Source organism: Pseudomonas sp. MM213 (genome assembly GCF_020423045.1).
Taxonomy (GTDB): Bacteria; Pseudomonadota; Gammaproteobacteria; order Pseudomonadales; family Pseudomonadaceae; genus Aquipseudomonas; species Aquipseudomonas migulae.
The window spans coordinates 2,499,763-2,525,720 of the sequence record NZ_CP081943.1 but is presented as its reverse complement, the minus strand read 5'-3'; the positions used below and the strand labels follow the sequence as shown (position 1 = coordinate 2,525,720).

At 60.1% G+C, this 25,958-nt stretch carries 26 protein-coding genes; 14 read left to right on the top strand and 12 right to left on the bottom strand.

The features are described 5' to 3' along the window. Positions 1-127 precede the first annotated feature (127 nt). Positions 128-1,015, top strand: a complete 888-nt coding sequence (locus K5R88_RS11525; RefSeq protein ID WP_226299979.1) for a LysR family transcriptional regulator — start codon at positions 128-130, stop codon at positions 1,013-1,015. Between the two features lie 105 nt (positions 1,016-1,120). Here K5R88_RS11525 and gudD read toward each other — a convergent pair whose 3' ends face one another. Both gudD and K5R88_RS11515 read right to left on the bottom strand, forming a co-directional pair. Beyond that, complete coding sequence (gudD, locus tag K5R88_RS11520) at positions 1,121-2,464, bottom strand: glucarate dehydratase (protein WP_226299978.1); 1,344 nt, start codon at positions 2,462-2,464, stop codon at positions 1,121-1,123. Between the two features lie 24 nt (positions 2,465-2,488). Further along, the gene (locus tag K5R88_RS11515; protein ID WP_192229167.1) at positions 2,489-3,835 is read right to left on the bottom strand and encodes an MFS transporter; all 1,347 of its coding nucleotides are present in this window, start codon (positions 3,833-3,835) and stop codon (positions 2,489-2,491) included. A 281-nt stretch (positions 3,836-4,116) separates the two neighbouring features. On the opposite strand from K5R88_RS11515, the gene K5R88_RS11510 reads away from it, so the two are divergent. Further along, positions 4,117-4,833, top strand: coding sequence for a FadR/GntR family transcriptional regulator (locus K5R88_RS11510; RefSeq protein WP_008033665.1), 717 nt, complete (start codon positions 4,117-4,119; stop codon positions 4,831-4,833). Between the two features lie 100 nt (positions 4,834-4,933). On the opposite strand, the gene K5R88_RS11505 is transcribed toward K5R88_RS11510, so the two are convergent. After that, positions 4,934-5,794 (bottom strand): DMT family transporter, encoded by an 861-nt coding sequence (locus K5R88_RS11505; RefSeq protein WP_226299977.1) that lies wholly within the window; start codon positions 5,792-5,794, stop codon positions 4,934-4,936. A gap of 143 nt (positions 5,795-5,937) precedes the next feature. Here K5R88_RS11505 and K5R88_RS11500 point away from each other — a divergent pair, with 143 nt between their 5' ends. Continuing rightward, the gene (locus K5R88_RS11500) at positions 5,938-6,801 is read left to right on the top strand and encodes a LysR substrate-binding domain-containing protein (RefSeq protein ID WP_008033671.1); all 864 of its coding nucleotides are present in this window, start codon (positions 5,938-5,940) and stop codon (positions 6,799-6,801) included. A 142-nt stretch (positions 6,802-6,943) separates the two neighbouring features. Here the strand turns inward: K5R88_RS11500 and trhP are convergent, their stop codons facing one another. Beyond that, positions 6,944-8,269 carry a prephenate-dependent tRNA uridine(34) hydroxylase TrhP gene (trhP, locus tag K5R88_RS11495; protein WP_226299976.1) on the bottom strand — a complete coding sequence of 442 codons (1,326 nt, stop codon included), beginning with the start codon at positions 8,267-8,269 and terminating at the stop codon, positions 6,944-6,946. 174 nt (positions 8,270-8,443) lie between these two features. Here trhP and K5R88_RS11490 point away from each other — a divergent pair, with 174 nt between their 5' ends. After that, positions 8,444-9,505 (top strand): AI-2E family transporter, encoded by a 1,062-nt coding sequence (locus K5R88_RS11490; protein WP_223452414.1) that lies wholly within the window; start codon positions 8,444-8,446, stop codon positions 9,503-9,505. Here K5R88_RS11490 and K5R88_RS11485 read toward each other — a convergent pair. The 4 genes from K5R88_RS11485 to K5R88_RS11470 all read right to left on the bottom strand — a co-directional run bounded on the left by K5R88_RS11485 (position 9,502) and on the right by K5R88_RS11470 (position 12,809). Next, positions 9,502-9,684 carry a hypothetical protein gene (locus K5R88_RS11485; RefSeq protein WP_223452410.1) on the bottom strand — a complete coding sequence of 61 codons (183 nt, stop codon included), beginning with the start codon at positions 9,682-9,684 and terminating at the stop codon, positions 9,502-9,504. The two genes, K5R88_RS11490 and K5R88_RS11485, sit on opposite strands and share 4 nt — an antisense overlap. 112 nt (positions 9,685-9,796) lie before the next feature. Beyond that, positions 9,797-9,991, bottom strand: a complete 195-nt coding sequence (locus tag K5R88_RS11480; RefSeq protein ID WP_226299975.1) for a hypothetical protein — start codon at positions 9,989-9,991, stop codon at positions 9,797-9,799. Between the two features lie 370 nt (positions 9,992-10,361). Beyond that, a complete protein-coding gene (locus K5R88_RS11475) occupies positions 10,362-11,486 on the bottom strand; it encodes an IS481 family transposase (RefSeq protein ID WP_226299186.1) in 1,125 nt (374 codons plus the stop codon). A 957-nt stretch (positions 11,487-12,443) separates the two neighbouring features. Continuing rightward, on the bottom strand, positions 12,444-12,809 hold the full coding sequence (locus tag K5R88_RS11470; RefSeq protein WP_008030776.1) for a hypothetical protein: 366 nt from the start codon (positions 12,807-12,809) through the stop codon (positions 12,444-12,446). 245 nt (positions 12,810-13,054) lie between these two features. Between K5R88_RS11470 and K5R88_RS11465 the strand changes: the two genes are divergently transcribed. Together K5R88_RS11465 and K5R88_RS11460 are read left to right on the top strand one after the other, a co-directional pair. After that, a complete protein-coding gene (locus K5R88_RS11465) occupies positions 13,055-13,873 on the top strand; it encodes a shikimate 5-dehydrogenase (RefSeq protein WP_226299974.1) in 819 nt (272 codons plus the stop codon). A gap of 215 nt (positions 13,874-14,088) precedes the next feature. After that, a complete protein-coding gene (locus tag K5R88_RS11460) occupies positions 14,089-14,607 on the top strand; it encodes a cupin domain-containing protein (RefSeq protein ID WP_226299973.1) in 519 nt (172 codons plus the stop codon). Between the two features lie 129 nt (positions 14,608-14,736). Here the strand turns inward: K5R88_RS11460 and K5R88_RS11455 are convergent, their stop codons facing one another. Next, positions 14,737-15,384, bottom strand: coding sequence for a YceH family protein (locus K5R88_RS11455; protein WP_226299972.1), 648 nt, complete (start codon positions 15,382-15,384; stop codon positions 14,737-14,739). A 309-nt stretch (positions 15,385-15,693) separates the two neighbouring features. On the opposite strand from K5R88_RS11455, the gene K5R88_RS11450 reads away from it, so the two are divergent. From K5R88_RS11450 to K5R88_RS11430, 5 genes are read left to right on the top strand one after another with little or no spacing between them, the layout of a single operon-like run. Next, entirely contained in the window at positions 15,694-16,671 is a 978-nt protein-coding gene (locus tag K5R88_RS11450) for an NAD-dependent epimerase (RefSeq protein ID WP_008042810.1), read from the top strand. Between the two features lie 46 nt (positions 16,672-16,717). Continuing rightward, a complete protein-coding gene (locus K5R88_RS11445; protein WP_226299971.1) occupies positions 16,718-17,458 on the top strand; it encodes a glycosyltransferase family 2 protein in 741 nt (246 codons plus the stop codon). Beyond that, the gene (locus tag K5R88_RS11440) at positions 17,455-17,733 is read left to right on the top strand and encodes a lipid-A-disaccharide synthase N-terminal domain-containing protein (protein WP_008030764.1); all 279 of its coding nucleotides are present in this window, start codon (positions 17,455-17,457) and stop codon (positions 17,731-17,733) included. Before K5R88_RS11445 ends, K5R88_RS11440 begins: the two co-directional genes overlap by 4 nt. Before the next feature lie 3 nt (positions 17,734-17,736). Then, complete coding sequence (locus tag K5R88_RS11435; protein WP_226299970.1) at positions 17,737-19,257, top strand: ArnT family glycosyltransferase; 1,521 nt, start codon at positions 17,737-17,739, stop codon at positions 19,255-19,257. A 40-nt stretch (positions 19,258-19,297) separates the two neighbouring features. Next, the gene (locus K5R88_RS11430) at positions 19,298-19,807 is read left to right on the top strand and encodes a DUF1993 domain-containing protein (protein WP_008030762.1); all 510 of its coding nucleotides are present in this window, start codon (positions 19,298-19,300) and stop codon (positions 19,805-19,807) included. Between the two features lie 1,010 nt (positions 19,808-20,817). Here the strand turns inward: K5R88_RS11430 and sstT are convergent. After that, positions 20,818-22,050: a serine/threonine transporter SstT gene (gene sstT / locus K5R88_RS11425; protein WP_008033700.1), complete on the bottom strand. Its 1,233-nt coding sequence runs from the start codon at positions 22,048-22,050 to the stop codon at positions 20,818-20,820. A gap of 279 nt (positions 22,051-22,329) precedes the next feature. On the opposite strand from sstT, the gene K5R88_RS11420 reads away from it, so the two are divergent. After that, entirely contained in the window at positions 22,330-23,484 is a 1,155-nt protein-coding gene (locus K5R88_RS11420; protein ID WP_008033699.1) for an MFS transporter, read from the top strand. 3 nt (positions 23,485-23,487) lie between these two features. Here the strand turns inward: K5R88_RS11420 and nhaR are convergent, their stop codons facing one another. Further along, entirely contained in the window at positions 23,488-24,387 is a 900-nt protein-coding gene (nhaR, locus tag K5R88_RS11415; protein ID WP_192229174.1) for a transcriptional activator NhaR, read from the bottom strand. A 135-nt stretch (positions 24,388-24,522) separates the two neighbouring features. Here nhaR and K5R88_RS11410 point away from each other — a divergent pair, with 135 nt between their 5' ends. Further along, positions 24,523-24,765, top strand: a complete 243-nt coding sequence (locus tag K5R88_RS11410; RefSeq protein WP_008044162.1) for a hypothetical protein — start codon at positions 24,523-24,525, stop codon at positions 24,763-24,765. A gap of 29 nt (positions 24,766-24,794) precedes the next feature. Continuing rightward, positions 24,795-25,544: a TerC family protein gene (locus K5R88_RS11405; RefSeq protein WP_008044163.1), complete on the top strand. Its 750-nt coding sequence runs from the start codon at positions 24,795-24,797 to the stop codon at positions 25,542-25,544. Between the two features lie 82 nt (positions 25,545-25,626). On the opposite strand, the gene K5R88_RS11400 is transcribed toward K5R88_RS11405, so the two are convergent. Further along, complete coding sequence (locus tag K5R88_RS11400) at positions 25,627-25,797, bottom strand: hypothetical protein (RefSeq protein WP_177318192.1); 171 nt, start codon at positions 25,795-25,797, stop codon at positions 25,627-25,629. Positions 25,798-25,958 lie beyond the last annotated feature (161 nt).

The window sequence follows — 25,958 nt, the reverse complement described above, 5'->3', positions numbered from 1 at the left end:
AAACCCGCTACACTCCGAGCGGTTTATGAATCGGGCCGTCGCTGGGCGTGCCAAATCTATTCAGTATGCCGTGCTTCGACAAACGACAATATCTCGGCTTAGCCATTAGAAAAATTTGGGAGTTGGCATGATCCGCCCGCAATTACCGCTCAACGCACTGCGCGCCTTCGAGGCCTCTGCGCGTCATCTGAGTTTTACACGGGCGGCGGTGGAGTTGTGCGTTACGCAAGCCGCGGTGAGTCATCAGGTCAAAAGCCTGGAAGCCCAGCTCAATGTCACCCTGTTCAAACGCCTGCCACGCGGGCTGATGCTGACCAGTGAAGGGGAGACCTTGTTGCCGGTGCTGCGCGAGTCCTTCGATCGAATCGCCGAAACCCTGGAGCGTTTCGAAGGCGGGCATTTTCGTGAGGTGTTGACGGTGGGCGCAGTGGGGACGTTTGCGGTCGGTTGGCTATTGCCGCGACTGGCGGACTTTCAGGCGAAACATCCGTTCATAGATTTGCGCCTGTCGACCCACAACAATCGAGTGGACGTGGCGGCTGAAGGGCTGGATTACGCGATTCGCTTTGGCGCGGGAGCGTGGCACGGGATTGAAGCGGTCAGGTTGATCGAAGCGCCGTTGTCGGTGTTGTGCGTGCCCGAGATTGCCCGGCAACTGCACACGCCGGACGATCTGTTGCAGCAAACGCTGTTGCGTTCCTATCGCACGGATGAGTGGCCCGAATGGTTTCAGGCCACCGGCCTGCCTGCCCATGCCGCGCCGCCTCGCAGCATCGTCTTCGATTCCTCGCTGGCGATGATGGAGGCGGCGTTGCAAGGTGCGGGTGTGGCCTTGGCGCCGCCGTTGATGTTCGCCCGGCAACTGGCGGCGGGAGTCATCGAGCAACCGTTCGCCATCGGCATCACCACCGGCAGCTACTGGCTGACCCGCTTGCAGTCACGGCCCGAAACATCGGCGATGGCGGCGTTCAAGGGGTGGCTTTTGCAAGCCGCCCAAACACCGCTCACCCTGTAGGAGCCGGCTTGCTGGCGATGGCGTCCGTTCGGGCGATATATGTGTCGATTGACCCACCGCTATCGCCAGCAAGCCGGCTCCTACAGGTGTGCGGTGTGCCGACGACTAGCGCACCAGGCTTGGCCGCTTGTTATCGAATTTCCAACCCGGAATCAGAAACTGCATCGCCACGCTGTCATCCCGCGCACCCAGCCCCATGCCTTTGTACAGCTCATGGGCCTTGGCCAGTTGATCCATGTCCAGCTCAACCCCGAGCCCCGGTTTCTTCGGCACTTGCACGCAACCGTCGACGATTTGCAGTGGCGCTTTGGTCAGGTGCTGGCCGTCCTGCCAGATCCAGTGGGTGTCGATGGCGGTGATTTCACCCGGTGCGGCAGCTGCGACGTGGGTGAACATCGCCAGGGAAATATCGAAGTGGTTGTTGGAGTGCGAGCCCCAGGTCAGGCCCCATTCGTGGCACATCTGCGCCACGCGAACCGAACCCTGCATCGTCCAGAAGTGCGGGTCGGCCAGCGGGATGTCCACCGATTGCAACTGGATCGCGTGGCCCATTTCCCGCCAGTCGGTGGCGATCATGTTGGTCGCGGTTTTCAGGCCGGTGGCACGGCGGAATTCGGCCATGACTTCCCGGCCTGAGTAACCGTTTTCCGCGCCGCACGGGTCTTCGGCGTAAGCGAGGACGTGATGCTGATCGCGGCACAAGCGGATCGCTTCTTTCAGCGACCAGGCGCCATTCGGATCAAGGGTGATGCGCGCGTCGGGAAAGCGTTCGGCCAGCGCGGTGACCGCTTCGATTTCTTCGTCGCCACTGAGCACGCCGCCCTTGAGCTTGAAGTCCTTGAACCCGTAACGGGCGTGGGCGGCTTCTGCCAGGCGCACTACGGAATCGGCGGTCATGGCTTTCTCGTGACGTACGCGGAACCAGTCGTTGTTGGCGTCCGGTTCGCTGCGATAAGCCAGATCGGTGGCGTTGCGATCACCGACATAAAACAGATAACCGAGCATCTTCACTTCGTCGCGTTGCTGGCCTTCGCCGAGCAGCGCTGCGACGGGCACGTCCAGGTGCTGGCCGAGCAAATCGAGCAGCGCCGCTTCCAGGCCAGTCACCGCGTGAATGGTGATGCGCAGGTCGAACGTCTGCAAGCCGCGACCACCGGCATCGCGGTCGGCGAAGGTCTGGCGCACCTGGTTGAGAATCCTTTGATAGGTGCCGATCGGGCTGCCGACCACCAGGCTGCGCGCATCTTCCAGAGTCTGGCGAATGCGCTCGCCGCCCGGCACTTCACCGACGCCGGTGTGCCCGGCGTTGTCCTTGAGGATCACGATGTTGCGTGTGAAAAACGGGCCATGGGCGCCGCTCAGGTTGAGCAGCATGCCATCGTGACCGGCCACCGGAACCACTTGCATGCTGGTGATGATCGGGGCTTTTGCGGTGTCTTGTTGGTTCATGTTCTTGTCCTTAAATAGCAGCGATCAGGCGTGGTTGGGCGTTGGTTTGCCCAGCGCAACGGCCGGTGCGGTTTTCGGTGTGTTGCGTGCAGCGAAGACGATGATCGCGGCGATGATCGAGGTCGCGGCGAGGCCGTACAGCCCGCCTTGAATCGAGCCGGTGTGTTGTTCCAGCAGGCCGAAAGTGGTCGGCGCGACGAAGCCGCCGAGGTTGCCCACGGAGTTGATCAGCGCGATCACGCCAGCGGCGATCCGTGCATCCAGGTACGCCTGAGGGATTGGCCAGAACAGCGAAGAAGCCGATTTGAAACCCAGTGCTGCGAAGCAGATCGCCACGAAAGCGAAGACCGGCCCGCCGGTGGTGGACATGAACATCCCCGCCGCAGCGATCAGCAGGGCAGCGGCCACCCAGGCTTGCTGGTGTTTCCATTTCGTCGAGAGCGATGCGAAGGCGTACATGCCGACAATCGACAGCAACCACGGGATCGAGTTGAACAGCCCGACCTGAACGTCGCTGAGGTCGCCCATCTTCTTGATGATGCTCGGCAGCCAGAAGGTCGCGGCGTAAATGGTCAGCTGGATGAAGAAGTAGATCAGGCAGAACAGGATGATCTGGCGATCCTTGAGCAGCGTGCCCAGCGACGGTTTGATCGGCGTCGCGGCTTCGCGGGCCAGTTGCTCGTCATCGATGGCTTTGACCAGCGCGTCTTGCTCATCGCGGCTCAGCCATTTGGCGTCGTGGGGTTTGGAGTCGAGCCAGAACCAGACGAATACGCACAGCCCGACCGAGAACATGCCTTCAATGAAATACATCCATTGCCAGCCGTGCATGCCGAACCCGCTGATTTGCAGGAGCAACCCGGACAACGGGCCGGAGATCAGAGAGGCAATGGCCGAGCCGCTGAGGAAGATCGCGATGGCCTTGCCGCGTTCTACCCCGGGCAACCAGCGCGTGAAGTAATAAATCACCCCGGGGAAGAAGCCGGCTTCAGCCACGCCCAACAGGAATCGCAGGATGTAGAAGTGGGTTTCGTTCTGGATGAACGCCATGCAGGCGGCCACCAGACCCCAGGTCAGCATGATGCGGGTCAGCCAGATTCGTGCGCCGACTTTTTGCAGAAGGATGTTGGAGGGGACTTCGAACAGCGCGTAGCCGATGAAGAACAGGCCGGCACCGAGGCCGTAGGCGGCAGCACCAATGCCCAGGTCATGTTCCATGTGGGCGCGGACGAAGCCGATGTTCACGCGGTCGATGTAGTTGACGATGAACATGATGACGAACAGCGGCAGAACGTGGCGTTTCACTTTCGAGATGGCGGACTTCAGGACCGAATCGGCACCGTCGTGCATCCCGGATACGGATGTATTCACTTGGTTTTCTCCCACTGATTATTTTTATGCGGGGTGTTGCAGGTGTGGCGTTGTTGCTAGACATCATACAACTACATTTTTTTATCCTGCAAGAGGTAATGCTCAACAAAATAGTATGGTTAAGGTCATTTTTTATTCAGTTTAGGGGTGTTTGTATGCTTTGTTTTTGTCTTGGATGTCTGTTTTGTTGAGTGTTGTCATACAAGTTGGAGGCGGTTTTCTTGAGAAACCGTTCGACCGCAGTGCTACGATCCGCTTAGCCCTGCTTTCGGATGATTGCCATGCAAGATGACCTCGACGCGCCTGCCCGCAAGCGCACTCACAACCTGGCCCATGACCTGGTCGCGAAACTGACCCAGAGCATCCTGCTCGGCCAGATGCTGCCGGGGGACAAGTTGCCGTCGGAGAACAGCATCGTTCAGGAGCACGGGGTCAGTCGCACTGTGGTGCGCGAGGCGATCTCGAAGTTGCAGGCGTCGGGGCTGGTGGAAACCCGGCACGGCATCGGCACGTTCGTTATCGAGCGCGCACCGGAGCAGGGGCTACGACTGAATGTCGATACCGCGCTGGGCGTGCGCAGCATCCTGGAGTTGCGCCTGGGCCTCGAAACCCAGGCCGCTGCGTTGGCGGCGATTCGGCGCACGGACCCGCAATTGGCACAAATGCGCGAAGCGCTGGACGATTATCAAAGCCTGCTCGCCAACAACGACAGCTGCGTCGAAGCCGACAGGCGTTTCCATCTGCTGATCGCCGAGGCCACCGGCAATGTCTGCTTCACGGAAATCATGCAGCACCTGGGCAGCGCGATGATCCCCCGCACCCGCGTCAACGCGGCTGAACGTGGCGCGGCGGATTTGAGCAAGCTGGGGCAGTTGGCCAATCTGGAACACGAGGCGATTCTCAACGCGATCAAGCGTCAGGACGCGGACGCGGCGCGGGCGGCAATGTGGCTGCACCTGACCAACAGCCGGGACCGGTTTCTGGCGGATCGCGATTAACCGCCTTCGCGGGATCCGGCTGGCGCAGAGCCGAACCGCGATCCCCTGTAGGAGCCGGCTTGCCGGCGAAGGCGCCAGCCCCATCACCACAAAACACCCATCAAACGCCCGCCACCCGAATCGCCACAAACCGCCGCTCCAGATTCAACGCCAACACACTGACCAACACCACCGTCCCCCCGACAACGATCATCACCGTCGGCCGTTCCCCCAAGCCAAACGAGGCAATCGCCATGGCCGTCGGCGGCACCAGATACAGCGTCATCGTCGCCCGGCTCAAATCAACGTGAGTCAACACAAATGCCCAGGCCAGGTAGGCGAGCGCGCTCGGAAAAATGCCCAGCGCCAGCACTGCCAGTTGCACCTGCATCGGCGCGTTGACCGCTTGTGCCGCCAACCCCGGCAGATAAACCAGTAACAACGCGGTCCCCGACCACACCGTGTAGCAGACCAGTGTCAGCCCGTCGTAACGCCCGGAGTGATGTTTCTGCAACGCGAAGTAGAAACTCCAGGACACCGCCGCCAGCAGAATCAACAGGCCATGGGCGTCGATGCTGCCCAGTCCGCGATCGCCCGCCACCACAATCACCACGCCGATCAATCCCAGAAAAACACAGCCCCAGCGCCACGCGCTCACCTGGTCTTTGAACACGAAGCGCGCCAGCAGCGTGCTGAACAAGGGCGTCGATTGCGCGAGCACGCTGGACGCACCGGCGCTGACCCCTTGCTGACCAAAATTGATCGCCACGTGGTGCAGGCTCACCGCAAAAAAGCCGAGGCCGAACAGCAGCGGCAGATCGCGAAGGGTCGGCAGGCTGATGCCTTTGAACACCGCAACCAGCGCCATGAACACCGACGCCAGCAGAAACCGCAGCAATGCCAGATGCCCGGGATCATAGGCTTGCAAGCCGATGTGAATACCGGTCGGGGAATAGCCCCAGCACGCGACGACGAAGGCCATGGCCAGGATGATTTTGAGGGGGGGGTGGCGGTTGAGAGCGCTTTCATGGTCGGGCACCTGTGGGCAGATGCTTCGAGTATCAGAATGCGGACCGTTCGCCACAACTGACTTATACTGCGCTAACCGTTCACTTTGGGTGATGTATGGAGCTGGCACAGATTCGCATGTTCAAGACCGTGGCCGACGTCGGCAGCATCGCCCGGGCGGCCGAGCTGTTGCATTGCGTGCCGTCGAACATCACGGCACGGATCAAGTCGCTGGAAGCGGAGTTGGGCGTCGCGTTATTTATCCGCGAAGGCAGAGGGTTGCGCATCAGTCCGTCGGGGCAGACCTTTCTGGCCTACGCCTCGAAGATTCTCGCCATGACGGCTGAGGCCAAACGGGCGGTCGACCCCGCCGCCGAGCCGTCCGGCCCGTTGCGCATCGGCGCCATCGAATCGTCGGCCACCGGTCGCTTGCCGCGTTTGCTCGCCAAGTTCCACAAGCGTTATCCGGCGGTGGCGCTGGAGCTGACCACCGGCACCTGGGGCCAATTGCTCGATGACACCGCCAACCACCGGCTCGACGGCGCAATCGTCGCGGTGGATGTCGAGCGCTCACAACTCAAGCGCACGCCGATGTACCGCGAGGAGCTGCTGCTGATTGCCTCGACGTCGTTGGGGCCGGTGCGCGAGATCGCCGATTTGCAGGACAAGACCGTGTTCATGTGGCCTCAGGGGTGTCCTTACCGTGCGGCGCTGGAACATTGGTTGTTGCGCCAGGGGCAGGCGCTGCCGATTGTCAGCCTGGCGAGTTACGGCGCGATTGTCGGGTGCGTCAGCGCGGGGGCGGGGGTCGCTCTGGTGCCTAAAGGGGTGTTCGATCAGTACGCCAAGGGCGCTGGTTGTGCGGGTTATGAGTTCCCTGAACTGACCGCCATCGACAACCTGTTTTACTGGCATGAAAACGCCGGGGTTCACCCGGCGCGAGAAGCGTTTGTGGCGATGTTGCGCGAGGAGTTCACGTAAGAACACCGCGCCCCCTGTAGGAGCCGGCTTGCTGGCGATCCAGGCGACGCGGTTCATTTGACAGACCGCGTCGCATGGATCGCCAGCAAGCCGGCTCCTACAGAGGTTGCGGTGTTTTGGGGATAGCGGTGTTGATCGAAGATCACATCTCGCGCACATCCCGCATCAACAACCCGAAGCGCAAATCCACCGCATCCGGTATCGGCAGGTACACGGTGTGCCCATCCCCCGGCGCCACATCGATGGGCTGGCCTTTGATGTTCTGCAACTGATGCAAATCGAAGTGGAAGTTTCCCTTGGGCGTCATCAGTTCCATGTGATCGCCCAGGCCAAAGCGGTTCTTCACTTTGACTTCCGCCAGCCGGTCACGCCGCTCGCCGGTCAATTCGCCGACAAATTGCTGTCGCTCCGACACTGAGCTGCCGTTCTGATAATTCTGGTATTCGTCATGCACGTGACGACGCAGAAAACCTTCGGTGTAACCGCGCTGGGCGAGGGATTCCAGATCGGTCATCAGGCCCCGGTCGAAGTCGCGACCGGCCACCGCATCGTCGATCGCCCGACGGTAAACCTGAGTGGTGCGCGCGCAGTAAAAGTGAGATTTGGTCCGCCCTTCGATTTTCAGCGAATGCACCCCCATCTGCGTCAGGCGCTCGACGTGCTGCACGGCGCGCAGGTCCTTGGCGTTCATGATGTAGGTGCCGTGTTCGTCTTCGAAGGCCGGCATCAGTTCGTCGGGGCGGTTGGCTTCCTGCAACAGGAATACCTGATCGGTGGGCGCGCCGATCCCCAGCGTCGGTTCGGGCTGGAAGGTCTGCACGATGTCGCCGAGCAGATTTTCCGTGGCTTCTTGCGCCGAGTACTTCCAGCGACAGGCATTGGTGCAACTGCCCTGATTGGCATCGCGTTTGTTCATGTAGCCCGACAGCAGGCAGCGACCGGAATAGGCCATGCACAACGCGCCGTGGACGAATACTTCCAGCTCCATGGCGGGCACTTGCTGGCGGATTTCGGCGATTTCTTCCAGGGACAGTTCCCGCGACAGGATGATCCGGCTCAAGCCTTGTTGCTGCCAGAACTCGACACTCGCCCAGTTGACCGTGTTGGCTTGCACCGACAGGTGGATCGGCATCTGCGGGAAGTGCCGACGCACCAGCATGATCAGGCCCGGGTCGGACATGATCAGCGCGTCCGGTGCCATGGCAATCACCGGCTCCAGGTCCTTGAGGAAGGTTTTGAGTTTGGCGTTGTGCGGGGCGATGTTCACCACCACGTAAAAGCGCTTGCCCTGTGCCTGGGCCTCGCGAATGCCGAGCGCGAGGTTGGCGTGATCGAATTCGTTGTTGCGCACCCGCAGGCTGTAGCGAGGCTGACCGGCGTACACCGCGTCGGCGCCATAGGCGAAGGCATAACGCATGTTTTTCAGGGTGCCGGCGGGGGCGAGCAGCTCAGGTGTGAAAAGGGTCATGGGCGGGTCGATCGCAAAAGCCGGCGAGGATAATCGGCATGCCCGTGGCATTCATTGATCTGGATCTATGCTTGATGAACAAACGGATGGCACTCGCGCGAACCGTGGCGGACTAAGCATCAGGACGGCTCTTGGTACAAGGGCCTGTGCCCTGCGGACTGACATGGATCGGACATGAACGAAGAGAAGGTACAAGACAAATCACTGGTGATTTTGCTGGGGTTGGTGACCGCCGCGTTTATCTGGATTTTGCTGCCGTTCTACGGCGCGGTGTTCTGGGCGGTGATCCTCGGCATTCTCTTCGCGCCGCTGCAGCGGCGACTGCAACTGAAGTTCGGCTGGGAGCGCAACCTGACGTCAATGCTGACGTTGAGCATTTGCATGGTCATTGCGATCCTGCCGGTGATCATCCTCAGTATTCTGCTGGTCCAGGAGGGGGCGGCGCTTTACAAGAGCATCGAAAGCGGCGAGCTGGACATCGCGGGGTACATCACGCATTTCAAACACAGCCTGCCTCCGTACTTCCAGCACTTGCTCGATCGCGCCGGGATCGGCGAGCTGGAGGGGCTGCGGGAGAAAATCATCAAGAGTGCGGTGACGGGCAATGAGTTCATCGCCAACAAAGCCTTCAGTTTCGGTCAGGGTACGTTTGATTTCGTGGTGGGTTTTTTCATCATGCTGTACCTGTTGTTCTTCTTTTTGCGCGACGGTGCAGAACTGGCGCGCAAAGTGCGCGCCGCCGTGCCGCTGGAAGAACACCAGAAACGCCGTTTGCAGCTCAAGTTCAACCGCGTGGTGCGCGCCACGGTGAAGGGCAACCTTTTTGTGGCGGTCACTCAAGGCGCATTGGGCGGTTTTATTTTCTGGTTTCTGGACATCCCGAGCTCGTTGCTCTGGGCGGTGTTGATGGCGTTTCTGTCGCTGTTGCCAGCGGTCGGCGCAGGAATTGTCTGGGCGCCGGTGGCCGCGTTTTTCCTGTTCAGCGGGGCGATCTGGCAGGGCGTGGTGCTGGGGTTGTTCGGGGTGTTCGTGATTGGCCTGGTGGACAACGTGCTGCGCCCGATCCTGGTGGGCAAGGACACGAAGATGCCGGACTATCTGATCCTCATCTCGACCCTCGGCGGCCTGGCGATTTTCGGGCTCAATGGCTTTGTCATCGGACCGTTGATCGCCGCGCTGTTTATGTCGAGCTGGGCGATTTTCATGGAAACCAAACCGCGGGTGCAGTTGCCTTAAGCGTTGAGTCGGCCGGCGTCGAAGCTCTGCGACAGCGCCTTGGCGGCGGTCAGCGATGGGAGCGGACCGCTGATCTGTTCACCGTCCTGGACCAGATACCAACAGGCGAGCAATCCTAGCTCTCTAAGCGAGGCGGGAACGGCGCTGCCAATAACGGACATGATTTGAACCTGGGACATAAGTACCTCCATCAATCTATGGAGCTACCTTACGGGTCTGCTGCGCGAACGAACAATCATCGCTTTCGATAGTCGACATTGACGGCAGCGGGTGCAAACGACCGTCTGTCGGTCAGTCGACCACCAGGTCCAGCATATGGACCACTTCCTGTTCGTTGAGCAGGCCTTTTCGCACAAGGTTTTCGGCCAGCAGCGAAAGAAACTTGGCGCTGCGATGACCTTCCAGGTGCTTGAGTTCGGTCAGGGCGTTGTAGACCTTGCTGGAGGTGCACAAACCGAGGTTGCGGTGCGGGTGTTGTGTGGGCATGTGGTCGTCCTTGTTGTTATCAACCTGTTGTTGGCGGACAGGTCCGAGCTTGCGGACCTGACATGACATAAATATGACCGTGTTCCCCCAAGGTGGGGGTGAGGGTGGGTGAGTCAATCTTGCCAACTTAAACGGTCAGCACTGTCCCGATAGCGACCTTGATGCGATTTATCCAGACTTTTGCCGACGGGTGGGGCCTTAAAACTGCTGTTCGAGTGTGATGTTGAGGGGGTTTTTGGGGTTGGGTGGGGGTATATCCGTTTCTGCGGTAACGGCGGCTATTGGTTTCGCCCTTACGGCGAGTCACTTTGGAAAAGCCTGTACGGACCGGACACATGGTGGACACATGTGCGGGGACATGGTTGACACATTATGACCCATAGTCAGGTTTGCTCACGTCGAACGTTCTTAGGAAGTGATGGCAGAAGTAGACGTCAAAGAGTCCATTTCTTTCAGGGTTGGGCCGTATTGCGATGTGCTGCCCAACCAAGCCCTTGGCGATGCTGAAATAGCGTTTCTGAAAGCGAAATCGGCTGTGATAAACCTTGGCCAACACATCGTCCGGCCCGTATTCAAACTCCGATAGTTGCTGCGGATAAGCCCAGGGGCTAGAGCGATACCGGTCCATCGGCACTTGATAGTTCAACGCTTGATGAGGCCGTTGCAGGTTATAAACCTCCCGCCATCGATCAAACGCGGATTGAGCCTCCTTGACCGTGGAAAATTGACGCCCCTCAAGCACTTCGGCTTTGAGTGAACGGTGGAAGCGCTCGATCTTCCCATTGGTTTGGGGATGGTAAGGGCGGCTGAAGCTGATCCGGATTCCTAAACGAATCAGCCAGATACTCAGCTCTGTGATTTCACCTGGGTTGCGCGGTGAGCCCCATGGCGGGCCGTTATCAACATTGATGCGTGCTGGTAATCCGAAGCGCTGGAATACCTCAATCATCTTTTCCTTCACCGTGGCTCCGCGCTCGTTATCGCAGGCCTGAATAGCCAAATTGAATCGTGAGTGGTCGTCCAACAAAGTCAGGGGGTGGCATCGGCCTTCTTGCGTTGAGAAGTGCCCCTTGAAATCCATCTGCCACAGATCGTTAGGCGCATCGTGTTCAAATCTCAGCTTGGCCTCTTGCTCATTCTGAGCAGGCTGAATCAGCCCGTGCCTGCGCAGGACATTGGTGACGGTGCTGGGAGCGATCTGCTTTTTCAAGATGATGCTGATTGTGCGTCCGCCCCATGCGGGATGTTCTTGCCTGAGGGCTAAGACTTCGGCCTCCAAAGCAGCAGGGGTCAGCTTGGGGCTGGTTGCAGGTCTGCGGGACTTCTCTTGCAGTCCCGACTGACCGTGTGTCTCGTAGCGGTTGAGCCACTTGTAGGCCGTTTGCGGACTGATGCCGAACCGTCGACACAGTTCTCGTTTATTGCTGCCGGGTTGCCGTGCTAAGGCAACAAACTCTTCTTTCAGGCTCATGGTATCTCTCGTGTCCCAGGGCATGATGGATTCCCGGCGAAGTTGGCTCGCCGAAAAGTGTCCACCATGTCCCCGCACACCCGTCAACCATGTGTCCGGTCCGTACAAAAAGCCCCAAAGTAACCAAAGGGCTTTTGCCCCTTTCGTTCGGTGCCTCGCTAAGGCTCGGCATGCCCTCGCTCCGGTCCTGCTCCGTGGGCCGCCGCCATCGGCCATCCATGGCCGGGGGCGGCTAACCCGGCATCCATGCCGGGTTGCCCACTGCGCAGAACCTCCACTCGGCCTCTCGAGGGGGCGACTACCGCCACAGCCGCCGAGGCGGCCTGAAAGCCGACCTGGCTCTTTGGTGCGCGCGTTCCCTCATTCCGGAGATGTACACCTATCCCCTGTAGGAGCCGGCTTGCTGGCGATGGCGTCCCTCCAGCCAATACATACGTTGACTGACCCACCGCTATCGTCGGAACGCCGCCCGCAGCAAGCCGGCTCCTACAAGGGATTGGGTTCACACGATTCAAAATTGTAGGAGCCAGCTTGCTGGCGATGGACGTCAACGATAACGCGGGCTGTCTGAATGAACGCGGTGTCCGGGCGTTTTTCGCCGGCAAGCCGGCTCCTACAGGGATCGGCGTACGCTTTTGATTTTCACCACTCATCAGGCCGAGCGTTATCTCGCCTTCCGCTTTTGATCTTGAGGTACACGCCCCCTCGAGAGGCCGAGTGGAGGTTCTGCGCAGTGGGCAACCCGGCAAGGATGCCGGGTTAGCCGCCCCCGGCCATGGATGGCCGATGGCGGCGGGCCCACGGAGCAGGACCGGAGCGAGGGCATGCCGAGCCTAGGCGAGGCACCGAACGAAAGGGGCAAGAGCGCTTGGTTACTTGGCGCTTCTCCAAGTGACTCGCCGTAAGGGCGAAACCGCCAGCCGCCATCACCAAATAATGGATATAAACGCAGTCAAAACCCGCGGTTAGCGCCCGAGCCTGTTACCAGCGGCCATAACCATGGGGAGGCCCGTAATACCCGCGTGGCGGGCCGTAATAACCACGGGGAGGACCGTAGTAGACCGGCGGCGGGCCGTAATAACCCGGTTGTTGCACATAAACCGGTGCCGGCTGGTAATAAACCGGTGGCGGCTGCTGTACGTAAACCGGCTGTGGCTGCACGTAAACCGGTTGCTGTACGTAAACCGGCCGGCCGCTATTGATGATGGCCGAACCGACGATGGCCGAGCCAACGATCGCACCAAATACCGCTGGACCTTGCCACCCGCCACCGCCATGCGCTTCTGCCTGCCCTGCGATAGCAAGAGCACCGATCAGCAAGGCAACTGTGGGGATTTTACGGATCATGATAGTTCCTCGGTTCATCGACCCGGCGCATGCGTCTGCAATAGACCCAAGGATTGTCGCGGGGATACTTCTAAGACAGCGTATTTCTGAAAATCAGCACAGCCGTTGGGTAAATTTTGTGTAAGGTCTGTACCGGCTTCCTTACCAACTTCGCTGCCACGAGCAGGTACGCGGATATGATCGATCAGAACGCGATGGCATGGCTAATCCCGTCCATCTGAAAGTGCAATTGAAGGAGATTTTTCATGCAGATGAACCCCAACAAAGACACCCAGTTGTGCATGTCCCTGTCGGGCCGCCCCGGGAACTTTGGCCTGCGATTTCACAATCATCTGTACGAACAACTTGGCCTGAATTTCTACTACAAGGCGTTCCGCAGCCAGGACCTGACCGGTGCCGTCGCAGGCATCCGCGCCCTGGGGATTCGCGGCTGCGGCGTGTCGATGCCATTCAAGGAAGCCTGCATTGCGCTGGTCGATGAACTGGACGCATCGGCTGCCGTGATTCAATCGATCAACACCATCGTCAATACGGACGGCCACCTCAAGGCTTACAACACCGATTACATCGCCATCGCTCAGTTGCTGGAAACCCACCAGGTGCCCAAGGCGTCGACTTTTGCCCTGCGCGGCAGCGGCGGCATGGCCAAGGCTGTGGCCAGTGCATTGCGCGATGGTGGCTACCAGAACGGCCTGATTGTGGCGCGCAACGAGCACGCCGGACGTGCCCTGGCTGAATCGCTGGGCTATGAATGGCAAGCCGAACTGGGCAGCCAGCGCCCGCAAATGTTGATCAACGTGACACCGATCGGCATGACCGGCGGGCCTGAGGCCGATCACCTGGCGTTCGATGCGCAAACGATCGCAGCAGCGCAGACTATCTTCGATGTGGTGGCGATCCCCTCGGAAACACCGCTGATCGTGCAGGGACGTGCCGAAGGCAAGCGTGTGATCACCGGACTGGAAGTGATCGCGATCCAGGCGCTGGAGCAGTTCGTGTTGTACACCGGCGTGCGTCCGACGCAGGAGCAGTTTCAGAAGGCGGTGGAATTCGCCCGCAGTTGAGGCCTTCCGCTATTTGTTGGCAGTACTGGCCTCATCGCGAGCGGGCTCGCTCCCACATTCGGCCGAGTGCTTCCAGTAGAAATGCGATCAAATGTGGGAGCGAGCCCGCTCGCGATGGCTGCGACTCGGTATCCAGTCAGTCGCAGCAAATTTCCTATACTGCTCCCCAGCAAAACAAGACTTGCCACCCCATCAAACCGTGCCCGAGGTTTCCCATGCATCCCCCCATCCTCAACCTGCATCAGGTCGAACTCGAACCGCTGCCCGAAGCCCTCGCGCCCACCGGTGAAACCGCCGGCCGTTATCAACAGAGGATGGCTCGCGTCGGTCAGCAACTGGGTGCGCAAAAGCTCGGTTATCGCTTGTACGTGCTGGAACCGGGCATGCGCGGCAGCCCGTTTCACAGTCATCGGGTCAACGAGGAGATGTTCTACGTCGTCGCGGGGGAAGGGGAGATTCGTCTTGGCACCGAGCGTTTTCCGATCCGCGCCGGTGACGTGATCGCCTGCCCGCCGGGCGGTCCGGAAGCGGCGCACCAGATCATCAACACCAGCAAGGCTGAACTGCGCTATTTGGCGGTCAGCACCCAGCAATCGCCGGAAATCTGCGAATACCCGGACTCCGGCAAGTACGCGGTGATGGACGACTTCAAGGTCGATGCCGAAGGCAATGCCTCGGGCTTCGTTGCCATCGCCAGACAGGCCGACGGCGTGGATTACTGGGACGGCGAGTAGCACTTCCTTTGTGGGAGCGAGCGATGCGGCGATCCGACTTGCCCGCGAAAGCAATTCAACGTCCAACATTGTGTCGAATTGGAAATCGCCTTCGCGGGCAAGCCTCGCTCCTACAGGAGATCGTGGCGGTTACTCGAGTCGTGCCAGGCGCTCTTCCAGCGCTGCAATCCGCGCTTCGAGCTCTTCGATGCGTTCTACCGACACGCCGCTGCCGCCACCACGCTCCACCGGATTGTGTCGCGCCGCGAGGATCGCTTCGATGTCCGCCGGATCACCCAGCGCATGCATGTAGCGGTCTTCACGCTGCCCCGCCTGGCGCGGAATCAGCAGCGCCAGACCGCGCGCAATCAACCGTTCAAGCTGATGCACAACCTGCTCGGCATCTTCGAACTCATGCATGCGGCCGCTGCGGGTCAGCAGTTCGTTGACCGTCTGCGGACCACGCAGAAACAGCAGTCCCGTCAGAATCACCTGCGCCGGCACCAGTTCCAGTGCCTTGTCGACCTTGTGCTCCCAGCGGTCGGCACGACTGCCCATCACCAGTTTGGCAAAACCGCGACCTTCGAGGGCGCGCAGGCTCTGGCCGACCTGGCCCTGGGTGAGGTTCATCACCGGTTCACGGCTGGTTTTCTGGTTGCAGGCAATCACCAGGGCATTGAGGGTCAGCGGATAGGTTTCCGGGCTGGTGGCCTGTTTCTCGATCAGCGAACCCAGAATGCGGATTTCCGTGCTGTTGAGCCGTGGCTCGTCGAAGGTTGTTTCTTGCTCAATGCTCATGATGCTGCGTCCTTACCCGGTTCATATTCTTCTTCAGCTGGCATGCACTTTAGATGGGCGGGCGCCAATGGCAACTGAATTCGTCGCCTCCCCCGGCAATGGTCATAAAAGCTACATCAATCCATAACGCGATTTTTACAATTCGACGGGCACCGTATGCATGGCCGCGCGATGACGGTCGCGCCTGAGGGGCGCGGCGTCAGAGCGTATCGACGACGTCACTGGCCTTACTGACTGCAACCGGGAGCAAGGCATGACGCTGACGTTGGAATCGACTGGCAATAATGCGCTGATTGGCGCGCACCTGACATGACCGTACTGGTCACCGGCGCCGCGGGTTTCATCGGTTTTCACACGGTCAAGCGCCTGTGTGAGCAAGGCCTTGAAGTGGTCGGCATTGATAACCTCAACGACTACTACAGCGTGGCGCTCAAACACGCTCGGCTCAAGGAACTGCGAGCCTTGTCGGGCTTTCGTTTCCAGACGCTGGATATCGTCGACAAACCTGCCTTGATGGCGTTGTTCAAGGATCACCGCTTCACAGATGTCATCCATCTGGCGGCCCAGGCGGGTGTTCGCTACTCGCTGGACAACCCGGACGTGTACGCGCAATCGAACCTGACAGGTTTTTTGAATGTGCTGGAGGCCTGCCGGCACCATCGCCCGGACCATCTGATTTATGCCTCGAGCAGTTCGGTGTACGGCACCAACAGCAAGTTGCCATTCAGCGTCGAAGACGCCGTCGATCACCCGGTTTCGCTGTACGCGGCGAGCAAGCGCGCCAATGAGCTGATGGCCCACAGCTACTGCCATCTCTACGGGCTCCAGGCCAGCGGCCTGCGGTTTTTTACCGTGTACGGACCTTGGGGCCGCCCCGACATGGCGTTGTTCAAGTTCACCGACGCGATCCTCAACGATCGCCCCATCGACCTCTACAACGAGGGCTTGATGTCGCGGGATTTTACCTACATCGACGACATCGTCGAAAGCATCGTCCGCCTGCGTCCACGCCCGCCGTTGCCGGAGAACGCCGGGGAGGGCGTCAACCGGATTTTCAACATCGGGCGCGGCACGCCGGTGGCGCTGCTGGATTTCGTCGAATGCCTGGAGGCGGCGCTGGGCCGGCCTGCCCGGCGCAACTTGATGCCGATGCAGGCGGGCGATGTGCACAGGACCTGGGCGGATGTGTCGGCATTGGCGCAGTGGGTCGATTTTCGTCCGCACGTGACGGTCGAGGCCGGCGTCGGGCAATTCGTGAAGTGGTATCGCCACTTTTATCAGCGCTGAAGCGTTGATCTTCGAACATAAAAAATTCAGGAAAACAGGGGCCTCCATGAGCCAGGACTTATTTGTATCCGTGCTGATTCCGGCAAAGAACGAAGCGAGCAATCTCACCGCGCTGCTGGAAGAAATCCGCGTCGCGCTGGCGGATGAAGCGTATGAAGTCATCGTCGTCGACGATGGCAGCACTGACACCACGTTGCAGGCGTTGCGGCAGACCCGGCATAACGGGCTGAACACGCTGCGCATCCTGCAACATGAACGCTCGCTGGGGCAGAGCACGTCGCTCTATCACGCCGCGCTCGCCGCCCGTGGCCAATGGCTGGCAACCCTCGATGGTGACGGGCAAAACGACCCTGCGGACATCCCCGGCATGCTGGCGCTGGTGCGCCGTGAGCCGGCAGCCGCCGACCTGCAATTGGTCGCCGGGCACCGGGTCAACCGCCGCGACACCGCCAGCAAGCGCTGGGCTTCGCGGTTTGCCAACGGGTTGCGCCGACGCATGCTCAAGGATCAGACGCCGGACACCGGCTGCGGGTTGAAACTGATCCAGCGCGCGGCGTTCCTGCGTTTGCCGTACTTCGACCACATGCACCGCTTCATCCCCGCGCTGATCCAGCGCCACAACGGCCGCATGCTCACCCACCCGGTCAACCATCGACCGCGCACGGCCGGTGTCTCCAAATACGGCAATATCGACCGCGCGCTGGTGGGGGTTCTCGACCTGATCGGCGTCTGGTGGCTGATCCGGCGTACACGTCTGAACACCCGGCCGCAGGAGATCGAAGGATGAATCTGTCCCGCGAAACCCTGTGGCTGGTGGTCGGTTTCAGCGGCCAGATCGCCTTCACCGGGCGCTTTGTCCTGCAGTGGCTGTACAGCGAATACAAAAAACGCAGCGTGATACCGGTGAGCTTCTGGTACCTGAGCATCATCGGCAGCGCGCTGTTGTTCGCGTATGCCATCTATCGACAGGACCCGGTGTTCATCATCGGCCAGGCGTTCGGTTCCATCGTCTATTTGCGCAACCTGCAATTGATTGCCCGCAGCAAAACCTTGAAGGACTGACCCATGCGCCGAACCCTTTCACCCGGCGTCGAATGCCTGGGGCTGATGCTGCTTGCTCTGTTGCTGGTCGGCGCAGGGCTCGGGTTGCGCCAGCCGCAGAATGTGGACGAGGAGCGCTTCCTCGGCGTGGCGCTGGAGATGCTGCATAACGGGTCGTGGTTGATTCCCCATCGCGCTGCCGAGATTTACGGCGATAAACCACCGATATTCATGTGGACCGTGGCGTTTTTCACCTGGATCACCGGGATGCCCGCCATTGCCCTTTACCTTCCGGGGCTGCTGTCTGCCACCTCGGTCACGGCGATGCTCTACGACTTGGGTCGCAGGCTTTGGAACCAGCGAGCCGGTCGGACAGCCGCGCTGCTGTACCTGGCGACCTATCAGACCTACAGCATTTTGCGCACCGGCCAGATCGACAGTTTTCTGATTTTGTTCACCTCGCTGGGCCTGTACGGTCTGGCCCGACACCTGCTGCTGGGGCCGGCCTGGCGCTGGTTTTACGTGGGCTGCGCGGCGATGGGGATCGGCGTGATCACCAAAGGGGTCGGCTTTGTGCCGGCGTTGATGCTGATCCCGTATGCCTACGCGGTGCGCAAAGGTTGGTCCGGCGTGGTGGCGATGCCGGGCGAAGCGCGCAAATGGGGCCTGGGTGTTGTGGTGCTGCTCGGTGCCGTGGGCATCTGGCTGCTGCCCTTGGCGCTGTCGATCGTGCTCAATGGCGGTGCTGAGGAAATTGCCTACGTGCGGGAAATCCTGCTGCGCCAGACGGCGGGGCGTTATGCGGCCGCCTGGGATCACCGGGAGCCGTTCTGGTACTTCTTCGTCAGCGTCATTCCGCAATATTGGTTGCCGCTGGTGCTCGCGCTGCCGTGGCTGATCCCCGCCTGGCGCCGGCAATTACGCAAGCATGATGGTCGCGTGTTGGTGCTGCTGGGGTGGGTGGTGCTGGTGGTGCTGTTTTTCTGCCTGAGCAGCGGCAAGCGCAAGTTGTACATTTATCCGGCGCTGCCGGGATTGGTGTTGGTTGCCGCGCCGCTGATGCCGTGGTTGTTCAGGCGCTGGTTCCGTCAACGCCAACTGGGGTGGCGGATTTTTCAGGGGGTGGCGGTGGTCTGGTTCACGCTGTGGTTCGCCCGAGGGTTCATCGAGCCGGTCAAGGACGGCGCCAATCCCCACGAGGCGTTGATGGCGCAGGCGGCGACCATGACTCGGGGCGCAGACCTGGTGTTGGTCCACTGGCGCGAGGGCCATTGGTTGTTCGCAAGGCAGCCGATCGTGCATTTCGGCATGATCGGTTCAACGGTCGAGCAGGCGGCGCAGTGGTTGCGTGAACATCCTCAGGCGTACGCGTTGGTGCCGGATGAACAGCTCGGTCAGTGCTTCAATCCTCAGGCTGCCCGCGAGTTGGGCGAGACCTCCCGGGCGCAATGGTCGATCGTCGGTGCCGACGCCGACAACGGCAATTGCCATCCTGGTCCGCCGGCCCATATCTATCGCTTCACCTGGGACCGTGCATCGCTATAATCGACCCCACGTTTTACTCCTGTCACCACACGAGACTGCCATGACCATTTCCCTGTATGACGCTTCCGTTCCGGTTTTCAAACAAATGCTCAACGCCCTGAGCGACGTTCTGAACAAGGCCGAAGCCCACGCCACCGCCAAGAACATTGATCCGAACGCTTTCCTGCAAGCCCGTCTGTACCCGGACATGTTCCCGCTGGTGCGTCAGGTGCAGATCGCCGTGGATTTCGCCAAGGGTGTTTCTTCGCGTCTGGCCGAGATCGAAGTGCCGAAGTACGACGACACTGAAACCACCTTCGCCGAGCTGCAAGCATTGCTGACCAAGGTTCTGGCTTACATTGGCGAGATCAAGCCTGAGCAGATCAATGGCAAGGAAGGCATCGAGATCATCACCCGTCAGGGCACGCCGAAAGAGAAGCGCTTCAGCGGCCAGGCTTACTTGCTGAGCTACGGTCTGCCGCAGTTCTTCTTCCACGTCACTACCGCTTACGCGTTGCTGCGTCATAACGGTGTGGAAGTGGGCAAGCGCGATTACATGGGCGCGTTCTAAACCGCCCGGGTACAAAAAAGCCCGCCAAGGTTTGCGCCTTGGCGGGCTTTTTTGTTGTTCTTGTGGGAGTGGGTCTGCTCGGTTTGTTGACCGGGTGTATATCCGTTTTTTCGGTTGCGGCGGCTATTGGTTTCGCCCTTACGGCGAGTCACTTGGAAAAGCCCCAAGTAACCAAGGGCTCTTGCCCCTTTCGTTCGGTGCCTCGCTAAAGCTCGGCATGCCCTCGCTCCGGTCCTGCTCCGTGGGCCCGCCGCCATCGGCCATCCATGGCCGGGGGCGGCTAACCCGGCATCCATGCCGGGTTGCCCACTGCGCAGAACCTGCGCTCGGCCTCTCGAGGGGGCGACTACCGCCACAGCCGCCGAGGCGGCCTGAAAGCCGACCTGGCTCTTTGGTGCGCGTGTTCCCTCATTCCGGATATGTACACCGATCCCCTTTAGGAGCCGGCTTGCTGGCGATGGCGTCCGTTCATTCAATAAATGCGTTGACTGACCCACCGCTATCGCCAGCAAGCCGGCTCCTACACGGGATTGGGTTCACACGATTCAAAATTGTAGGAGCCAGCTTGCTGGCGATGGACGTCAACGATAACGCGGGCTGTCTGAATGAACGCGTTGTCCGGTCGTTTTTCGCGGGCAAGCCTCGCTCCTACAGGGAATCGCGTTTGCTTTTGATTTCCACCACTCATCAGGCCGAGCGTTAGCTCGCCTTCCGCTTTTGATCTGAGCGCCCCCTCGAGAGGCCGAGTGGAGGTTCTGCGTAGTGGGCAACCCGGCATGGATGCCGGGTTAGCCGCCCCCGGCCATGGATGGCCGATGGCGGCGGGCCCACGGAGCAGGACCGGAGCGAGGGCATGCCGAGCCTAGGCGAGGCACCGAACGAAAGGGGCAAGAGCCCTTGGTTACTTGGGGCTTTTCCAAGTGACTCGCCGTAAGGGCGAAACCAATAGAGGCCGTTACCGAAGAAACGGATATGCCCCAAACCAAACCACCAAACCACCAAACCACGCGTCACGCCAAACGCTGAGCCTTCTCGTCCTCACCCAAACAAGCCGCCGCCGTAAACAACACATCAGTCGAAGAATTCAGCGCAGTCTCCGCCGAATCCTGCAACACACCAATAATGAAACCAACCGCCACCACCTGCATCGCGATCTCGCTCGGAATGCCGAACAGACTGCACGCCAGTGGAATCAACAACAACGAACCGCCCGCCACACCCGAAGCGCCACAGGCACAAATCGCCGCGACGACACTCAGCAAGATGGCCGTCGGAATGTCCACGGCAATACCCAGCGTATGCACAGCCGCCAGAGTCAGCACGGTAATGGTGATCGCAGCCCCCGCCATGTTGATCGTCGCACCCAGCGGAATCGAAACCGAATAAGTGTCCTCATGCAGACCCAGGCGCTTGCTCAACTCCAGATTGACCGGAATATTCGCCGCCGAACTGCGGGTGAAAAACGCCGTGATGCCACTTTCACGCAAGCACATGATCACCAGCGGATACGGGTTGCGACGCAGCTTCCAGAACACGATCACCGGGTTCATCACCAGCGCCACAAACAGCATGCAACCCAGCAACACCGCCAGCAGATGCGCGTAGCCGATCAAGGCACCGAAACCGGAAGTGGCGAGGGTCGACGCCACCAGGCCGAAAATCCCCAGCGGCGCAAAACGGATCACCAGGCGCACGATCAGGGTCACGCCGTTGGACAAGTCGCCGAGCACTTCACGCGTGGTGTCACCGGCATGGCGAATGGCGACGCCCATGCCGATGGCCCACGCCAGAATGCCGATGAAATTGGCATTCATCAGCGCGCTGACCGGGTTATCCACCACGCTCAGCAGCAGACTTTGTAGCACTTCGCCGATACCGCCCGGCGCCGTCACCGCGACGTCGTGGGTGGACAGCACCAGGCTCGACGGGAACATCATGCTGGCCACGACCGCGACCACGGCCGCCGCAAACGTGCCCAGCAAGTACAGAAACAGAATTGGGCGAATGTGGGTTTCCTGGCCGTGCTTGTGGTTGGCGATCGACGCCATGACCAGCACGAACACCAGAATCGGCGCGACGGCTTTCAGCGCCGAGACGAACACTTTGCCAATGAACGCGGTGGACTTCGCCACGTCCGGCGCAACCAGCGCCAGGGCAATCCCGGCGAGCAGGCCGATGATGATTTGCGTAACCAGGCTCAAGCGTTTCAAGCGTTGCAATAGCGAAGGGGATGAAGCAGTCATAAAACGGCATCTCTGATTTTATTAGGTGCGGGGTGTCGCGACATCGCGGCCATTAAAGGGCGGATGAACAGGGTGTACGAATCGCAGGGCGCGGACTTTATCACAGCGTCGTCCGCATCCCTCAGACCTGTGACGATCTGCCACCCGCCTGCTAAACGCGATGTGCAGGTTCGTGCAACCGCCTTTGGAAACACTCTGTTAAGATTGCGCATCCTCATTTTCATGTCTGCCAGTGAGCCTTCGGGCTATCGCTGGTGTTGTCGTTTTCTGGAGTTCTGCATGCTGTTGCCCATCCTTCTGTTGTCCGCCGCCGGTTTCACGGTGCTGACCACGGAATTCATCATCGTCGGCCTGTTGCCGGCAATCGCCCGGGATCTTGAAGTGACCATCCCCCAGGCCGGTTTGCTGGTGACGTTGTTCGCCTTCACTGTCGCCGCGTTCGGGCCGTTCCTGACCGCGTACTTCGCCCGGTTCGAACGGCGCAAGCTGTTCATCTCGGTGTTGATCATGTTCGGTCTGGCCAACACCCTCGCGGCGTTTGCGCCGAACATCTGGGTAATGGCCGTTGCGCGGTTGATCCCCGCGCTCGGGCTGCCGGTGTTCTGGGCCCTGGCCAGTGAGACGGCGGTGGACATCGTCGGGCCGGATTACGCCGGACGCGCCATTGCCAAGATCGGTTTCGGCATCGTTTGCGCAACGGTGTTCGGTATTCCGGTGGGTACGTTGATTTCCGATGCGTTCGGCTGGCGCAGCGCCTTCGGCATTCTGGCGGTGATCGCGTTTGCCAAGGCGTTGCTGCTGTTTATCTACCTGCCGAAAACCAGTCTGCACCAGCATCAGGTGAGCTTCCGTTCGCAGTTCAAGATCCTGCGCAGCCCGTTGATGATCGGGCACGTGTTGCTGTCGATCCTGGTGTTCAGCGGCATGTTCACCGCTTACACCTATCTGGCGGACATTCTTGAGCGGTTGGCCGGTTTCAACGGCACCGTGGTGGGTTGGTGCCTGATGGGCTTCGGCGCGGTGGGCCTGATCGGCAACTCGCTGGGCGGTCGCGCGGTGGATCGTCATCCGCTGATCGCTTCCGTGACGTTCTGCGCGTTCATGATCGCCGGCATGGTGACGCTGGTGCCGAACATCCATTCGCCGCTGGGTCTGGCGGCGGCAATGGGCATTTGGGGCGTGACACAAGCGGCGTTGTTCCTGGTCAGCCATGTGCGTTTGATGAAAGCCGCGCCTGAAGCACCGGCGTTTGCCGCGTCGCTGAACATTGCCGGCGCCAACCTCGGTATCGGTCTGGGCGCGATGGTCGGTGGCCGGGTGATCGACAGCGTTGGCCTGGGTGGGCTGGGCTTTGCGGCGGCCGGTTTTATTCTGATCTCGATCCTGTTGGCCATGGCGCTGATGACCTTCAAGCCCCGCGAAGTCTGCGCCTGACCGTCACATCGCGGTGAACAACTCGCGTCGGGCACCTTCGGTAATCGCAACGATGCCGGGGTGCTTGACCTTGCGCTCCACCGAAATGGCGTAGAACGACTCGGTCACGGCGTCGGTCTGGCCAATCAATTCCACGCCGCACTGACGCTTCACTTCATCGGCAATCACGCTCGGGCCGATGAAAATTCCGCTGCCGGATTGGCCGAAGGCCTGCATCAACGCGCTGTCGTCGAACTCACCGACGATGCGCGGCTGAATCTGCTGCTCGGCAAACCAGCGTTGCAAACGACTGCGCACCACGGTTTCCGGCCCCGGAATCAGCAGCGGTGCGCCGTGCAGGCTGCGCGGGAAATCCTGGCCGTACTGCGCCGCCAGTTCGGCGGTGGCGAAGAAGCTGATCCCGCATTCCCCGAGTTTCTGGCTGTAGCCCTTGATGTCCAGGTGCGATGGCATCGGGCTGTCGGAAATCACCAGGTCCAGGCGTTGAATCGCCAGGTCGGCGAGCAGGCGTTCAAGTTTGTCTTCGCGGCAGGTAATGCGCAGCGGTTCGCTCAGCTCCATGGTCGGCGCGATCAGGCGGTAGACGATGGATTTGGGCACCACGTCAGCCACGCCAACCCGAAACAGAATCTGTTGCTCATTGGGTTGCGCCCGCAGCATCAGCTCCAATTCACCGCCGAGCTGAAACATCTGCTCGGCGTAGGGCAGGGTCTGGCGTCCGGCTTCGGTGAGTTCCAGCTGTCGGCCGACCCGACGAAACAACTCGATACCGTAGGTTTGTTCGAGCAGGGAAATCTGCCCGCTGATGGTCTGCGGCGTCAGGTTCAGCTGTTCGCAGGCGCGCACGATGCTGCCGGTCTTGGCCACGACCCAGAAGTAATGCAGTTGTCGATAGTTGAGCATGGCGACCTACAGTTCGTGAAAACCGAAGTATAACCGCTAAAAATACGAATTTTCCTGAAGTGTTTGCCTCCCTAGAATGCCTCGCTATCAACGGGCCATCGTTTCGGCCCGTTTTGTTCTATCGAGGAAAGCATCATGAAGCTTAAAACCACGGCACTGTTGATTGCGTCTTTACTGGTGCTGGCCGGTTGTGACCAGGCCGAAAAAAGCGCTCAGCAACTGATGGGCAAGGCTGCCGAATCCGCCAAGCAAGCGATTGACGACACCCACAAAGCCGCCGAGCAAGCGCTCAGCGATGCCACCAGCGGGTTGATCAGCAAGAAAGAATCATCGGGCGACGACAAAGAGAAAACCGAATCGTCGTCCCAGGAAATCTAAACCGTCTTAAAACGAGTCAGGACTGACCCATGGAATACCTTTTAGAACTTGCTGCAAGCCCCACCGCCTGGGTCGCCCTGGCCACGCTGGTGGTGATGGAAATCGTGCTTGGCATCGATAACCTGATCTTCATCTCGATCCTGACCAACAAACTGCCGGAGCAGCATCGGCAGAAGGCGCGGCGCATCGGTATCGGCATGGCGCTGATCCTGCGACTGGCGCTGCTGAGCACCATCGCGTTCATCGTCCAGTTGACTGAGCCGGTGATCGAGATCCTCGGCCACGCGTTCTCCTGGAAGGACATGATCCTGATCGCCGGCGGCCTGTTCCTGTTGTGGAAGGCGACCACCGAGATCCATCACAGCATGGACCCGGCGCCGGAAGATCCGAAGTCGGCGACCTCGACCGTGACCCTGGGCTTTGCCGCCGCGATCGGTCAGATCCTGATGCTGGACATGGTGTTCTCCATCGACAGCATCATTACCGCTGTCGGCATGACCGAGCATTTGCCGATCATGATCATCGCGGTGGTGGTGTCGGTGCTGGTGATGTTGTTGGCGGCTGACCCATTGGCCAAGTTCATCAACGACAACCCGACGGTGGTGATGCTGGCGCTGGGCTTCCTGATCATGATCGGCATGACGCTGATCGCCGAAGGCTTCGGTGCCCACGTACCGAAAGGCTACGTCTACGCAGCCATGGCGTTCTCGGCAACGATTGAAGGCTTGAACATGATGTCGCGACGGGCCAAGCAGAAGCGCATTGCCGCTGAAGCGTAACCTGGGCTGAAACGAAAACGGCCGCCTGCACTCGCAAGAGTCCAGGCGGCCGTTTGTATTCGAGGGTAGTAAAAAGTGCCCGTCAGTGCGCAGTGGCGTGACGTGCAACCGGTTTGTCGGTTTTCGTCACCCGAGCCGGCTGGGCGGGGTGGTGATGGTGCCTGCGGGCAATTCGCAGGACTCCCCACAACATGGCGGCGGCAACAGCCAGCCAACTGAAAATCAACATCACAATGGTCATTGTCAGGCTCATCAGTGCCTCCTCTTCGCCCTGCTTCGGGCACACACGCTTTGCAAGTGACAGTCTAGTCGCTGCCATGTTGCAGGCTATTGACCAAAGGTCGGTGCCGACCAATCAGTTCGCTCTATCGAACGCAATCAACTGCCGGTTAAGGCTATACCGCTGTCGCGCGG

Coding starts and splice junctions, on each gene's coding strand:
- K5R88_RS11490 (WP_223452414.1), top strand. CDS start 8,444: ATGAACGAAGAGAAGGTACAAGACAAATCACTGGTGATTTTGCTGGGG.
- K5R88_RS11465 (WP_226299974.1), top strand. CDS start 13,055: ATGCAGATGAACCCCAACAAAGACACCCAGTTGTGCATGTCCCTGTCG.
- K5R88_RS11450 (WP_008042810.1), top strand. CDS start 15,694: ATGACCGTACTGGTCACCGGCGCCGCGGGTTTCATCGGTTTTCACACG.
- K5R88_RS11445 (WP_226299971.1), top strand. CDS start 16,718: ATGAGCCAGGACTTATTTGTATCCGTGCTGATTCCGGCAAAGAACGAA.
- K5R88_RS11400 (WP_177318192.1), bottom strand. CDS start 25,797: ATGAGCCTGACAATGACCATTGTGATGTTGATTTTCAGTTGGCTGGCT.
- K5R88_RS11500 (WP_008033671.1), top strand. CDS start 5,938: ATGGAGCTGGCACAGATTCGCATGTTCAAGACCGTGGCCGACGTCGGC.
- K5R88_RS11525 (WP_226299979.1), top strand. CDS start 128: ATGATCCGCCCGCAATTACCGCTCAACGCACTGCGCGCCTTCGAGGCC.
- K5R88_RS11430 (WP_008030762.1), top strand. CDS start 19,298: ATGACCATTTCCCTGTATGACGCTTCCGTTCCGGTTTTCAAACAAATG.
- sstT (WP_008033700.1), bottom strand. CDS start 22,050: ATGACTGCTTCATCCCCTTCGCTATTGCAACGCTTGAAACGCTTGAGC.
- K5R88_RS11480 (WP_226299975.1), bottom strand. CDS start 9,991: ATGCCCACACAACACCCGCACCGCAACCTCGGTTTGTGCACCTCCAGC.
- K5R88_RS11420 (WP_008033699.1), top strand. CDS start 22,330: ATGCTGTTGCCCATCCTTCTGTTGTCCGCCGCCGGTTTCACGGTGCTG.
- K5R88_RS11460 (WP_226299973.1), top strand. CDS start 14,089: ATGCATCCCCCCATCCTCAACCTGCATCAGGTCGAACTCGAACCGCTG.
- K5R88_RS11485 (WP_223452410.1), bottom strand. CDS start 9,684: ATGTCCCAGGTTCAAATCATGTCCGTTATTGGCAGCGCCGTTCCCGCC.
- K5R88_RS11475 (WP_226299186.1), bottom strand. CDS start 11,486: ATGCCCTGGGACACGAGAGATACCATGAGCCTGAAAGAAGAGTTTGTT.
- K5R88_RS11470 (WP_008030776.1), bottom strand. CDS start 12,809: ATGATCCGTAAAATCCCCACAGTTGCCTTGCTGATCGGTGCTCTTGCT.
- trhP (WP_226299976.1), bottom strand. CDS start 8,269: ATGACCCTTTTCACACCTGAGCTGCTCGCCCCCGCCGGCACCCTGAAA.
- K5R88_RS11405 (WP_008044163.1), top strand. CDS start 24,795: ATGGAATACCTTTTAGAACTTGCTGCAAGCCCCACCGCCTGGGTCGCC.
- K5R88_RS11410 (WP_008044162.1), top strand. CDS start 24,523: ATGAAGCTTAAAACCACGGCACTGTTGATTGCGTCTTTACTGGTGCTG.
- gudD (WP_226299978.1), bottom strand. CDS start 2,464: ATGAACCAACAAGACACCGCAAAAGCCCCGATCATCACCAGCATGCAA.
- K5R88_RS11510 (WP_008033665.1), top strand. CDS start 4,117: ATGCAAGATGACCTCGACGCGCCTGCCCGCAAGCGCACTCACAACCTG.
- nhaR (WP_192229174.1), bottom strand. CDS start 24,387: ATGCTCAACTATCGACAACTGCATTACTTCTGGGTCGTGGCCAAGACC.
- K5R88_RS11440 (WP_008030764.1), top strand. CDS start 17,455: ATGAATCTGTCCCGCGAAACCCTGTGGCTGGTGGTCGGTTTCAGCGGC.
- K5R88_RS11435 (WP_226299970.1), top strand. CDS start 17,737: ATGCGCCGAACCCTTTCACCCGGCGTCGAATGCCTGGGGCTGATGCTG.
- K5R88_RS11505 (WP_226299977.1), bottom strand. CDS start 5,794: ATGGCCTTCGTCGTCGCGTGCTGGGGCTATTCCCCGACCGGTATTCAC.
- K5R88_RS11455 (WP_226299972.1), bottom strand. CDS start 15,384: ATGAGCATTGAGCAAGAAACAACCTTCGACGAGCCACGGCTCAACAGC.